The organism is Streptomyces sp. LX-29, from assembly GCF_029541745.1.
GTDB lineage: Bacteria > Actinomycetota > Actinomycetes > Streptomycetales > Streptomycetaceae > Streptomyces.
The window spans coordinates 5,060,641-5,072,614 of the sequence record NZ_CP089746.1; the positions used below are offsets into that span (position 1 = coordinate 5,060,641).

11 protein-coding genes and 1 tRNA gene are annotated in these 11,974 nt (G+C 71.6%); 2 read left to right on the forward strand and 10 right to left on the reverse strand.

Features of this window, described 5'->3' with window-relative positions:
• Positions 1-5 precede the first annotated feature (5 nt).
• Complete coding sequence (locus LRS74_RS21825) at positions 6-521, forward strand: GNAT family N-acetyltransferase (protein WP_277742584.1); 516 nt, start codon at positions 6-8, stop codon at positions 519-521.
• A 55-nt stretch (positions 522-576) separates the two neighbouring features.
• Here LRS74_RS21825 and LRS74_RS21830 read toward each other — a convergent pair whose 3' ends face one another.
• From LRS74_RS21830 to LRS74_RS21860, 7 genes are all read right to left on the reverse strand, one after another.
• Positions 577-1,011, reverse strand: coding sequence for a hypothetical protein (locus tag LRS74_RS21830; protein WP_277742585.1), 435 nt, complete (start codon positions 1,009-1,011; stop codon positions 577-579).
• A gap of 124 nt (positions 1,012-1,135) precedes the next feature.
• On the reverse strand, positions 1,136-2,740 hold the full coding sequence (locus LRS74_RS21835; RefSeq protein WP_277742586.1) for a penicillin-binding transpeptidase domain-containing protein: 1,605 nt from the start codon (positions 2,738-2,740) through the stop codon (positions 1,136-1,138).
• A gap of 129 nt (positions 2,741-2,869) precedes the next feature.
• Entirely contained in the window at positions 2,870-3,571 is a 702-nt protein-coding gene (locus tag LRS74_RS21840) for a sensor domain-containing protein (protein ID WP_277742587.1), read from the reverse strand.
• A 393-nt stretch (positions 3,572-3,964) separates the two neighbouring features.
• A tRNA-His gene (locus tag LRS74_RS21845) sits at positions 3,965-4,037 on the reverse strand.
• 167 nt (positions 4,038-4,204) lie between these two features.
• Positions 4,205-4,819, reverse strand: coding sequence for an oligoribonuclease (gene orn, locus LRS74_RS21850; RefSeq protein ID WP_277742588.1), 615 nt, complete (start codon positions 4,817-4,819; stop codon positions 4,205-4,207).
• Between the two features lie 5 nt (positions 4,820-4,824).
• Positions 4,825-6,288: a helix-turn-helix domain-containing protein gene (locus LRS74_RS21855; RefSeq protein WP_277742589.1), complete on the reverse strand. Its 1,464-nt coding sequence runs from the start codon at positions 6,286-6,288 to the stop codon at positions 4,825-4,827.
• A gap of 368 nt (positions 6,289-6,656) precedes the next feature.
• A complete protein-coding gene (locus tag LRS74_RS21860) occupies positions 6,657-7,109 on the reverse strand; it encodes a hypothetical protein (protein ID WP_277742590.1) in 453 nt (150 codons plus the stop codon).
• Between the two features lie 474 nt (positions 7,110-7,583).
• Between LRS74_RS21860 and LRS74_RS21865 the strand changes: the two genes are divergently transcribed.
• Entirely contained in the window at positions 7,584-8,108 is a 525-nt protein-coding gene (locus LRS74_RS21865; RefSeq protein ID WP_144383416.1) for a universal stress protein, read from the forward strand.
• A gap of 525 nt (positions 8,109-8,633) precedes the next feature.
• Here the strand turns inward: LRS74_RS21865 and glmS are convergent.
• From glmS to LRS74_RS21880, 3 genes are all read right to left on the reverse strand, one after another.
• Positions 8,634-10,463: a glutamine--fructose-6-phosphate transaminase (isomerizing) gene (glmS, locus tag LRS74_RS21870; protein WP_277742591.1), complete on the reverse strand. Its 1,830-nt coding sequence runs from the start codon at positions 10,461-10,463 to the stop codon at positions 8,634-8,636.
• A 132-nt stretch (positions 10,464-10,595) separates the two neighbouring features.
• Complete coding sequence (locus LRS74_RS21875) at positions 10,596-10,874, reverse strand: hypothetical protein (RefSeq protein WP_144383418.1); 279 nt, start codon at positions 10,872-10,874, stop codon at positions 10,596-10,598.
• A gap of 182 nt (positions 10,875-11,056) precedes the next feature.
• Positions 11,057-11,935, reverse strand: a complete 879-nt coding sequence (locus LRS74_RS21880) for a DUF4429 domain-containing protein (RefSeq protein WP_277742592.1) — start codon at positions 11,933-11,935, stop codon at positions 11,057-11,059.
• Positions 11,936-11,974: the final 39 nt, after the last annotated feature.

The following is an 11,974-nucleotide window of genomic DNA, read 5'->3' on the forward strand; positions in this document are numbered from 1 at the left end:
GCCTCATGACCTCGCCGATGATCAAGCGCGCGACCGCCCGCGACGCGGAGCGCCTCACCGATCTGATGCACGCCTCCCGCGCCTACGAGGGCGCCTACGCCACGATGCTCGCCGGCTACCGGATCACGGCCGACTACATCGCCGCGCACCCGGTCCACCTGGCGGAGTCCCCCGACGGGGAGCTCCTGGGCTTCTACGCCCTGCTGCCGGAGCAGGCGGAGCTGGACCTGCTGTTCGTGGCCGACGCCGCGCAGGGGACCGGTCTCGGCCGACTGCTGGTGGAGCACATGCGGGAGCGGGCGCGGGAGCATGGGCTGGAGCGGGTACGGGTGGTCTCCCACCCGCCCGCCGAGCACTTCTACCGCCGCATGGGCGCCCGCCGGACCGGCACGGTGCCGGCGTCCCCGCCGAAGGTCACCTGGGAACGCCCGGAGCTCTCCTTCACCACGGCCGCCACGGTCACCGTGGCCGCCACCGTCGAGAGCCCCCGCGGCACGGCCCACGCGAGTGGGCGCGGTTAGCCGCGCGGCGAAGGCGGGCAGCCGGGCGCCGAGGGCGGCCGGCCGGCGGGGCGCCTCAGGAGTCGGTGCCCAGCACGCGGACGTAGATCCTGGCTCCTGAGTGGCAGCGGACGGTGAGCCCGTGGTGGCCGGGGCGGGGATTCGCCCGCCCCGACCACTGCTCGATGCTGCTGATCTCCCGGCTGCCACCGGAGGCCAGCAGGGCGGCGAACCACGCCTCCGCCTCGACGGGCCCGAGCCGTGCCCCCACCTCGGGCACGGGCACCGGCGCCATCGGCTCGCCCTCCACCGGCGCCTCCGTCTCGCTGTAGTCGTCGCCGGGCGAGGACTCCGCGATGAACTGCCACCGCGCCTCGCCCCCGGCGTGGGTCATCGCGAGGCCGAAGGGATGCTTGTCGTCGCCGGCCTCCCGCAGCCTGCTGACGCCGCTGACGCCGGCGGCGTTCTTGACCAGGTCGAGAGCGTGTTCTTCGAACCGAGAGGGCCGCATACGCGGCAGCCTAGGAAGGATCACCGCGCGCCCACCGCGTCCATGTCCCCCGGCGGGGTTGATCTCGCTGAGGGGCCTGACAGGCAGGGCTGCGAGGTGCTATTGACGGCCGGGCGACGGGCGTTCAGCCGCCCGCGCCGAGCACCGCCCGCACCACCGGACCCGCCGTGTCCCCGCCGTGGCCGCTGGCGGGCACGCGGGCCGCCGCGGCCATATCGCCGTGGTACGCGGTGAACCACGCGTCGGGACGGCCCTGCCCGTCGACCTCGGCCGACCCGGTCTTGGCGCCGATGTCACCGCGCAGGCCGGTCATGGCACGCGCCCCGGTGCCGCTGGTCGCGGTGAGCCGCATCAGGGACTTGAGCTGCCGCGCCACCGCGGGGGACAGGGCGCGCTCGGCGGTCGCGACCTCGCGGTGGTCCAGCGACGGCGCGACGAGGTACGGCTGCCGGAAGCGGCCCGACTGGGCGGTGGCGGCCACCGACGCCATGGTCAACGCGTTCATCTGCACCCGCCCCTGACCGATCATGGCGGCGGCCTTCTCATCCCCTCCCTCCGTGGGAACCTTCCCCTCGCTGCTGGGCACCCCGATGTTCCACACCGGTCCGATGCCGAACACCTCGCGGGCCTCCGCCTCCAGCGCGTCGTCGGATATCTCGTCGGCCAAGGAGACGAAGGCGGTGTTGCAGGAGGCGGCGAAGTCCTCCGCGAAGGTGGCGTCGGGCTGCTCGCCGCTCTCCAGGTTGTGGAAGCTCTTGCCCTGCCGGTAGGCGGCGTACTTCGGGCAGGGCAGCGACTTCTCCGCCGTGACCTTGCCCTGTTCCAACAGGGTGGCGGCAGTGACGATCTTGAACGTGGAGCCGGGAGCGGTCTGCCCCTGGAGCGCGGTGTTGAACTCCGTGCGGGCCGAGTTGGCGATCGCGAGGATCTCGCCGGTGCTGGGCTTGACGGCCACGACAGAGGCGTCCTCGTGCCGCGCCACCTGCGCCTCGGCGGCCCGCTGCGCCTTCGCGTCCACCGTGGTGCGCAGCGTGCCCGGCTTGCCCTCGCGGAGGACGTGCAGCACCTGCGACGGGCTCCCGTTCACCTGGATCGCGATCGCGGGGCTGCCGCCCGACTCCGTCGCATACCGCTTGCGCAGCGAGGCCAACACCGGCGACAGCGAGGGGAAGTCCTTCTCGTCCAGCGCCTTTCCGTGCCGGTCCATCACCTTGATCGACGACGGCAGTGCCGCCTCGCCCGTCGTCAGGGTGTCCCCGCTCGTCTTCAGCTTCGGGTGCAGCACCGAGGTCTTCCAGGAGACCAGCGGTCGCCCACTGGTCTCCCCCCGCACCACGTCCAGCGACGACTCGTAGGTCCAGGTGGAGCGCTTCTCTCCGGTGTCGATGTGGGCGGCGACGGTGAACTGCACCTCGGTCCCGTCGGCCTCGCCCTGGGTGAGTTTCACCTTGGTGACGTGCGTGCCCTCGCGGTAGCGGGTCAGCGCGCCGAGCGCCGCCACCGCGTCGTTGGTGAAACCCGCGGCCCGCTGGTCGTTCCCGTCCTGCCAGGCCGTGAGGAAGTCGGATGCCGCCTTCGTCACTTGAGCGTCACTCAGGGGGCCGTCGGGTCTCTCGGTGCCCGAACTACCGCCGGCCATGGCGTCGTAGATGTTGTAGACGCCGACTCCCGCGACTCCCACCACCCCGGCGACGACCCCGCCGAGCACGATTCTCCCCACTGTGCGCATGGCCCCGTGGCCCCCCGTGTATCCGTCGACCGCCGGGTTGGCGGCCGGTACAGCCGACGATCGTAATCGGCATGAGGGGCAAATCATGCCGGATCCCGCAGATGTGTTCGAGTCAACGCGGTGCGACCGCTATCGGCGGGCGCGCTCCGCGGCGTACCGGTTCGTCAGCAGGCCACGCGCCAGGCCGGATTGGAGCGCGACCAGCGCGCGGATGACCGGTATCGCCGAGGCGGCCATCAGCACCCCGATGCCGGTGTTGAACGCGATGTCGGCGACTCGGGAGTCCACGCCGAACATCAGGTCCAGCAGCGTCTGGTCGTCCCCGTCCCGGGGTACCGCCCATGACCAGGTGACGTACAGCAACTCGCCGACCGTGCCCACGGTCCACGTCAGAGCGAGGCAGAAGCCCACCACCCGCGCCGGGAACGCCACGACCATGTGCAGCAGGTCCCGCCATGACTGCGGATCCCCCAGCGCCCGCACCAGGCCGCCGAAGCCGGAGCCGCCCCGCTCCCGGTAGTGGTGCGGCGGCAGCGCCCGCCCCGTCGCGCTCTCCACCCGCCGGCGCTCCACCCGGGCGAACCCCCGCGCCGCCCGCAAAAGCCCCACCAGCACCGGCAGCCCCAGCCAGACCACGAGCGTGCCCAACCCGAACGAGAACCCCGCCACCGCCACGACGAACGCGGCTATGCCCAGCGGCAGTCCGGTCAGCAGATAGCCCAGCTCCCGCCCGAACCGCCCGAACCGCCCGGCGTGGGGGCCGATGGAGACGGTGGAGGTGGTGGAGGCGGTGGCGTACGGCACCCTGTGCGGCGAGGTCATCTCGGTCATGGATCCACTCTCGCCGCTCCGTCGCCCCCTGCCCAACCGGCCTGCCCGCCTTCTTGGGGTGGTGCTAGCACCACCCCCTCGGGGGCTCCTGCCCCCCGGGCGGCTTCCCGTGGTGGCTCCCGCGGCGATCCCCGGGCGGCCCCCACGCTCCGTGGGCGATCGTGGTCGGGCGGCCTCTCGCGTCAGGGACGACCCCGCGGTGTCACCGCGTCTCCGAGCCAGCCGCTCCGAGCCAGCCGCTCCGGGTCAGGCACTCTCAGTCGGGCACGTCAGGCGCGTGGGTCACGTCAGACGCCCCGGTCTCGGAGGGGGCGGCCGGGACTCGAGATCTCGTCCCGCCAGGAAAAGGCCGAGGCCCGATGCGCCTGCGCGCATCGGGCCTCGATCCCTCAGGGTGAGTAACGGGACTCGAACCCGCGACATCCTGGACCACAACCAGGTGCTCTACCAGCTGAGCTATACCCACCATGACCGGCGGTTTTCCGCTTTTCCTTACCGGCCGAGAAAAAGTGTACAGGGTCCGGAGGTGTGCTCGCTCCCGGGTTTCGGGTGTGCCGGGAGCGAGCTACGTCACTCCTGCCGCACGAGACGCCCGCGAGGTCCTCTCAAGGACCCCGCGGGCGTCTCGCTGGACTACGGCTGCGGCTGCGGCGCGGAGACCACGTGCTTGGCCGCGATGGCCTTGGCCGTCTCGGAGTCCGGGCCGGGCTGCGGCACGAAGACCGCCTCCCGGTAGTAGCGGAGTTCGGCGATGGATTCGCGGATGTCGGCGAGGGCCCGGTGGTTGCCGTTCTTCTCCGGGCTGTTGAAGTACGCCCGCGGGTACCAGCGCCGGGCGAGCTCCTTGATGGAGGAGACGTCGACGATCCGGTAGTGCAGATACACCTCCAGCTCCGGCATGTCGCGGCTGAGGAAGCCGCGGTCGGTGCCGACGGAGTTTCCGCACAGCGGGGCCTTGCCGGCCTCCGGGACGTGCTCGCGGATGTAGGCCAGGACCTGGCGCTGGGCGTCTTCCAGCGTGGTCCCGCCGTCCAGCTCCGCGAGCAGCCCGGAGGCGGTGTGCATCTCGCGCACCACCTCCGGCATGGTCGCCAGCGCCTTGGCCGGCGGGCGGATCACGATGTCCACGCCGTCGCCCAGAATGTTCAGCTCGGAGTCGGTGACCAGGGCGGCCACCTCGATGAGCGCGTCGTCGGCCAGCGAGAGTCCGGTCATCTCGCAGTCGATCCACACCATGCGATCGTTCATACGTCTCACCCTACGGGGCGTTCCCGCTGACCCGGCAGGGTCGGACGGCCCGGAAGCCGCCCGCCGGCCTGTTCGGGCAGGCGAGGAGCGTACTCGTCCGACTCCGGCTTGCCCGGCTCACCGCCGAGGCCGCCGGCTGCCAGGCCGGTGGGCAGACGGCCGCCGTGGCCCGCATGCCCCGGGTGACCCGCATGGTTTCCCAGTGCCCCGCCGCCCACGGCCCCGGACGGGCCCGGCGGAGAATAGCCGCCGTGACCGCCGTGGACCGCCGCGCCATGGCCGCCGTGACCGCTATGCGACCCACCGTGCCCGGCGTGCGCCACCGAGGCCGCCGCCCTGCGCAGCGCTCCCGCCGGCTCGGCGCCGCGCTCGACCGCCTCGGCCCGGTCCAGCCGGTCCAGGCGGTCGCGCTCCGGACGCTCGGGGCGTTCGGAGCGCTCGGAGGCGCCGCCCTGGGGCCGGCGGGCGCGGTACGCGGCCCGGTAGGCGGCCGGGGAGGACCCCAGCTGCCGCCGGAAGTGCCCGCGCAGCGCGACCGGAGACCGGAACCCGCAACGCCCGGCGACCTCGTCGACGGAGTAGTCGGAGGTCTCCAGGAGTCGCTGGGCCTGGAGCACCCGCTGGGTGATCAACCACTGGAGTGGAGCGCTCCCAGTGAGCGAACGGAACCGGCGGTCGAAGGTCCGGCGGCTCATATAGGCGCGGGCGGCCAACGCCTCGACATCGAACTGTTCGTGCAGATGTTCGAGTGCCCAGGCGACGACCTCGGCCAGCGGGTCCGCGCCGATCTCTTCTGGTAAAGACCTGTCGAGGTAGCGCTCCTGACCTCCGCTGCGCCGCGGCGGCACGACCAGGCGGCGGGCCAGGGCCCCGGCCGCGTCGGCCCCGTGGTCGGTGCGCACGACATGGAGGCACAGATCGATCCCGGCGGCGGTGCCCGCCGAGGTCAGCACGTCGCCGTCGTCCACGAACAACTCGCGTGGGTCCACATGGACGGACGGGTAACGCTTGGCCAGTGTCGGCGCGTACATCCAGTGAGTGGTGGCCGGCCTGCCGTCGAGCAGACCCGCCGCCGCCAACACGAAGGCCCCCGTGCACAGGCCGACGATGCGGGCGCCCTCCTCATGGGCGCGGCGCAGCGCGTCCAGCGCGGCGGTGGGCGGTGGTTGGGTGATGGAGCGCCATGCGGGTACGACGACGGTGCCGGCCCTGGAGAGTGCCTCCAGGCCATACGGAGCGGTCAGTTCCAGTCCGCCGGTCGTTCGCAATGGCACATCTTCGCCCGCGCACACGAGCAATCGGTATCGAGGGACACCGGCGTCCTGCCGGTCGATACCGAAGACGGAGAGCGGGATGGAGCTCTCGAATATAGGGCCGCCGCTGAAGAGCAGCACCGCGACGATTTCGCGTCGGCGGCGTCCGGAGAGCTTACGCGAGGTCTCCGGTACGGTTGTGGAGTCCTGGCTCATGGAACTAAGCCCCCCTCGGTGGTCGCGTCCTCTCGGTCCTGCACTGTTCCCCTCGGTCCTGAACGGTTCCCCCGCCGGTCATCGCCAAGATCGAATCTACTGCGTCGCGTGTGCTCGGCGTGACCAGTTCACCACTCGACACTATGTCGACATGACAACTTGGCGCGAAGCATTCGATCACGAAGCGTTGCACTCGTAGGGCTCGCTGGGAAGTGCGCCTATGGCCCACGCCCACTCCCCGTAGGGGGCCCGAACCGCCGATACCCCTTTCCCTGCAGGTCGGAAGGGGGTTGGGCGTGCCGTTTGCCGTGGAAAGAAGTGCGGCGTGAAGTTGGCTGAAAAGAATCGGGTGCAGGCGCGCGATGGACTCATTCCACCGGCGTACGCGCACTCCTCACCTGGGCGTCGGACCGCGCCGTCATGCGCCCGCGCCCGTGCCGCGCGAGGTGGAGCGCCGGCCCCTCCGCGACCCGCCGGGCGGCGTGGGGCACCGCGGCGCGCTCGGAGCGCCGCAGCAGCGCGCGGCATCCGGCGGCGGTCGCCACGAGCGCCGTAGCGATCCCCGCCGCGCCACCGAACGAGGCTCCGCAGGCGAGGAGCAGCACGGGGGCCAACGCGCAGCTGAAGGCGGTCCAGCGCAGCACAAAGGCCCCCTCGCCGACCGCCGTCGCCCGGCCGTGCGCCATCCCGCCCGACCTCCGCGCGGCGCACTCCCCGATCCCCCGTCGCCCGCCTCGTGCCGCGCCCGTACGGCCCGGCGCCGGTTTCGCGGCGGCGCGGACCGAGGGCTCGACGACGACCTGGCGACTGCTGCCGGACATGGGCTGCTCCTCGCGGGCGGCGGATGGCGGCGGGTGACGACGAATGTGCCGCGGCCGGGAACTGGGCGGCACGGAAGTGCGACTAGTAGGCAGGTACTACGCAACGGTTCACGGCTACTACAACGCCCGGCCCGGCGCCTGGTCACGTGTCGACGGCCGCGTGGCGTACGCCCAGGGGACCACTTGGGGCATTGCGCTACGAGCCGCCCTCCGGCATGCTCCGGGGAACGCCTCGGGGCGCCCCCGCGCGGGGGCGGCCTCTGGGCAGGCGAGGAGTGGCGCCGTACCCTTGGGGGTATGGGCTTGGAAAGATGAATCCCGGACGGATTTCGTTCGTTCGATTATCTGCCCCGGGGGCGGCCCGTCCGGCCCCGAGCGACGCCCCGAACCGACAGAGCCTCCAGTCCCTCGACAACTCCAACCAGAGCCCACCGCCGATCCCTCCGCACGAGGACATCCTTCGCCGAGACACCGATGGCCGGTCACGAATTCTCCGATCCCGCGGACCGCAAGCGGGTCGCCGATCACCACGAGGCGCACCCCGAAGCGGCGGAAGAATCACGTCATTCCTGCGACCCGGCGTTCCAGCACGGCGTCGTGGTCGGATTCGACGGTTCCATGTCCAGCGAGCGAGCGCTCGCCTACGCCATCGGCATGGCTCGGCGCTCCGGCTCCGGGCTGATCATTGTCCATGTGGCGAACCGGTTGCCGACGACGGTCTGGGCGGGCTGTGAGCCACCGGTCTTCGTGGACGTCCCCGACCATCGCACCGAGGTGCTCGGCCTCGAACTGGCCTGTGCGGACCACCTCTCCGAGGTGCCCTGGATCCTGGTCGAGCGGGGCGGCGACATCTGTCACGAACTGGAGGAGGTCGGCCGGGAGTACGCGGCCGACGCGATCGTGGTCGGCTCGACGCACGGCCTGGTAGGACGCATCTTCGGCTCCGTGGCGGGGCGGTTGGCCCGCCGCGCGCAGCGCCCGGTCGTCGTCATCCCCTAGCCGTCGTCATTCCGCGGCCGTCTCATCAGGCACCGTTCCTCATCAGGCGCCGTCTTCGTCAGGCACCGTCTTCGTCAGGCGCCGTCCGCGGAACCGCCGTCGGGGGTCGGCATTCCATCGCCCTCGTCCGCTGTCCGCTGTCCGCCGTCCGTCATCCGCCGGACAAAGCGGCCGCAACCGCCGTGTGAGGCCGCGGGGCGCCCTCGCGCGTAGCCGTCGGGGCGCCGGCCGGGAAGCCGGTTGTTGCGTCAATTTCCTTGCGGGACGGGCGACATGGTGCGGGTCGCGCCACGGTCGGGCCCGTCAATCTGCCCACGCGTAGGCGTGGATTGTGCGTTTGTGATGGGTACACACCGACCAGGCGTCAAGCACGCGCCGCCGCCCGGGAGGTGACGGTTCCCGGCGTGGTGGCGCGCCGCCGGCGTGAAGGGCGACGTCGGCCAAGGGGAGGCGGTTCCCCGCGTGCGTGGTGGCACACGCGGGGAACCGCCTGAACATCCGGAGTCCAAGCCCTGGAGGGGTGGACTACTCCACCGTGACGGACTTCGCCAGGTTGCGCGGCTTGTCGATGTCCCGGCCGAGGGCCAGCGCCGTGTGGTAGGCGAGGATCTGGAGCGGAATGCCCATCAGGATCGGGTCGAGCTCGACCTCGTTCTTGGGCACCACGATGGTGTGGTCCGCCTTCTCCTGCTCCTGGTGGGCGACCGCGAGTATCCGGCCGCTGCGGGCCTTGATCTCCTCCATCGCCGCGCGGTTCTTCTCCAGCAGGTCGTCGTTGGGGACGATCGCGACCGTCGGCATGGCCGGCTCGATCAGCGCCAGCGGACCGTGCTTCAGCTCGGAGGCCGGGTACGCCTCGGCGTGGATGTAGCTGATCTCCTTCAGCTTCAGGGACGCCTCCAGCGCCACCGGGTAGCCGCGCACCCGGCCGATGAACATCATCGACTTTGCGTTCGCGTACTCCTCGGCGAGCTTCTTGATCTCCGGCTCCAGCTCCAGGATCTCCCGGATCTGCTCCGGCAGCTTGCGCAGACCCTCGATGAGGCGCTTGCCGTCGGAGACCGACAGGTCGCGGATGCGGCCCAGGTGCAGGGCGAGCAGCCCGAAGGCGACGACCGTGTTGGTGAAGCACTTGGTGGAGACGACGCAGACCTCCGGGCCGGCGTGGACGTACACGCCGCCGTCGGTCTCGCGGGCGATCGCCGAGCCGACGACGTTGACCACGCCCAGCACCCGCGCGCCCTTGCGCTTCAGCTCCTGCACGGCGGCCAGCACGTCATAGGTCTCGCCGGACTGGGAGACGGCGACGTAGAGGGTGTCGGGGTCCACGACCGGGTTGCGGTAGCGGAACTCCGAGGCCGGCTCGGCGTCGGCGGGGATGCGGGCCAGCTCCTCGATCATCTGGGCGCCGATGAGGCCCGCGTGGTACGAGGTGCCGCAGCCGAGGATCTTCACCCGGCGCACCGCGCGCGCCTCGCGCGCGTCGAGGTTGAGGCCGCCCAGGCGGACGGTGGAGAAGCGGTCGTCGATGCGGCCGCGCAGCACGCGGTCGACCGCGTCCGGCTGCTCGGAGATCTCCTTGTGCATGTACGTGTCGTGGCCGCCCATGTCGTACGACTCGGCCTCCCACTCCACGGTGGTCGGCGAGGCGGTGGTGCGGGTGCCCTCGGTGGTGTACGTGCGGAAGTCGTCGGCCTTGAGGGTGGCCATCTCGCCGTCGTCGAGGGTGACGACCTGGCGGGTGTGGGTGACCAGCGCGGCGACGTCGGAGGCGACGAACATCTCCTTCTCGCCGATGCCCAGCACCACCGGGGAGCCGTTGCGGGCGACCACGATGCGGTCGGCGAAGTCGGAGTGCAGCACGGCGATGCCGTAGGTGCCCTCGATCAGGTGCAGCGCCTGGCGGACCCGCTCCTCCAGGGTCTCCGCCTCGGAGCGCGCGATGAGGTGGGTGAGCACCTCGGTGTCGGTCTCGGAGGCGAACTCCACGCCCTCGGCGACCAGCTTGGCGCGCAGCTCGTCGGCGTTGTCGATGATGCCGTTGTGGACGAGGGCGAGCTTGCCCTCGGGGTCCATGTGCGGGTGGGCGTTCTCGTCGCTGGGGGCGCCGTGGGTGGCCCAGCGGGTGTGGGCGATGCCGGTGGTGCCGGCGAAGCGCTTGGGGACGCGCGCCTCCAGGTCGCGGACGCGACCCTTGGCCTTGACCATCTTCAGGGCGGCCGGGGTCTTGCCGGACGGCTTCCCGGTGATCACGATGCCGGCCGAGTCGTAGCCCCGGTACTCCAGGCGCTGCAGGCCCTCCAGGAGCAGCGGTGCGACATCGCGCCTACCGATGTATCCGACAATTCCGCACATAAAGATTCCCCTCCGGTTGGTTGAGACGAGTGCTCGACCCGTGTGCCCGGTGCTCCGGGCCGTCTGTTCCGTGGTGGTCCGAGCCGCCGGCCGGGGCGGGTCGCCCTCGGTGGTCGGCCGCTCGGACGGTGGTCAGCCGTAGACGATGCGGCGCAGCTGTCGCAGGGACAGCTCGGGTGGCGCCACCGCCCGCCGTGGCAGCTCGTGCGCGATCCGCTCGAAGATCTCCGCGTTGTTCAGCCCTCCGGACTGCAACTCGCGGTGGCGGCGGCGCACGAACTCCTCGGTGGTCTCGTCGAAGTACGCCAGCACGTCCAGTACCACCCGGGCGGCCTCGCCGCGCTGGAGCGGCGTGGTGCGGACCAGGTGGTCGACGAGGTCGTCGTGGTTGGACGTCGGGCGTTCGAGCACCCGTCGATACTGCGTGGTTGCGCAGAGTTTCGCAAGAATCCTGCCCGATTTCGGGCAGGGATTGTGCAGAGGTGCGTGGGAATCGGCCGCTCCGGGCCGGAATGGGCAGAGACCGGCGGTGCGGTGAGCGGTGGGGAGGGCCGGCGAGCCGCGGCCGCCCCCGAGCCGCCTTCGGCCGGCGGTCAGAAGCGGCGGAGTACGGCCTGCTTGGCCGCCGTGAACTCCTCCTCGGTCAGCACGCCCGACTGCCGCAGCTCACCGAGCTCCCGCAGTCGGCGCAGCAGCGCGTCGTGGTCCTCCGTGCCACCGGCCCGCTCGCCTTCGCCGGACGGAAGCGCCGTCGCGGCCGGCTCGGGCGGCGCCGCCGGGTGCGGCATCCGCGCCGTGACCGCGGCCGCGACCAGCGTCATCAGCATGTCCTTGCGGAAGCCGTAGAGCTCGATCGCGTACGGATCGTACTTCGGTGGGATCTTGGCCGCGTGCCGGCCCATGACGAACCGCAGATAGCCGTCCTCCAGGCCGGCGGCCGGGAGCCACTCCACCGCGTGCACATCCGCGACCGGGAAGGACCGGGCCCCCGACGAGCGCTTGGACTCCTCGGTCTTCCAGTTCCACTCCAGGTGGATCCGCTCGCCGTCGAAGGAGGCGGTGCCGTCGCCCGCCGAGGCCGACAGCGGCACCGACGGGCCGGGCAGCAGATAGCGGTCGCAGGGCCCACCGGGGACCTGCTCCAGCAGCAGCGCGTTGCGCACCTCGTCGACGAAGTACTCGGCGACGCCGGAACGGTCCTGCTGCACCGTGAGCTGGTACGGATTGGCCGCGTCCGGCAGCTTGCCGCCGGTGGCCTGGAGCAGCGGGTCGGAGCCGTCCCGCAGCCGCAGTCGCAGCCGGCCGGACTTGCGGCCCGGCTCGTAGGAGATGCCCGCGAGGGCCTCCAGCGGGACCGCCAGCTCCCCCAGGGACTGCCGCGCCAGGTTCACTCCCTTGTCGTGGCCGGGCACGATGCGCACGCTCTCGCCGTCGAACGCCCAGGTCCCGTCCCGCTGGATGATTTCCGCCATGGGTGGAATTCTGGCAGGCGTGGCCCGCGCGGTGGTCTG

Excerpts from the sequence above, each read along its gene's own strand:
- LRS74_RS21825 (WP_277742584.1), top strand. The coding sequence starts at position 6 with ATGACCTCGCCGATGATCAAGCGCGCGACCGCCCGCGACGCGGAGCGC.
- LRS74_RS21830 (WP_277742585.1), bottom strand. The coding sequence starts at position 1,011 with ATGCGGCCCTCTCGGTTCGAAGAACACGCTCTCGACCTGGTCAAGAAC.
- LRS74_RS21835 (WP_277742586.1), bottom strand. The coding sequence starts at position 2,740 with ATGCGCACAGTGGGGAGAATCGTGCTCGGCGGGGTCGTCGCCGGGGTG.
- LRS74_RS21840 (WP_277742587.1), bottom strand. The coding sequence starts at position 3,571 with ATGACCGAGATGACCTCGCCGCACAGGGTGCCGTACGCCACCGCCTCC.
- orn (WP_277742588.1), bottom strand. The coding sequence starts at position 4,819 with ATGAACGATCGCATGGTGTGGATCGACTGCGAGATGACCGGACTCTCG.
- LRS74_RS21855 (WP_277742589.1), bottom strand. The coding sequence starts at position 6,288 with ATGAGCCAGGACTCCACAACCGTACCGGAGACCTCGCGTAAGCTCTCC.
- LRS74_RS21860 (WP_277742590.1), bottom strand. The coding sequence starts at position 7,109 with ATGTCCGGCAGCAGTCGCCAGGTCGTCGTCGAGCCCTCGGTCCGCGCC.
- LRS74_RS21865 (WP_144383416.1), top strand. The coding sequence starts at position 7,584 with ATGGCCGGTCACGAATTCTCCGATCCCGCGGACCGCAAGCGGGTCGCC.
- glmS (WP_277742591.1), bottom strand. The coding sequence starts at position 10,463 with ATGTGCGGAATTGTCGGATACATCGGTAGGCGCGATGTCGCACCGCTG.
- LRS74_RS21880 (WP_277742592.1), bottom strand. The coding sequence starts at position 11,935 with ATGGCGGAAATCATCCAGCGGGACGGGACCTGGGCGTTCGACGGCGAG.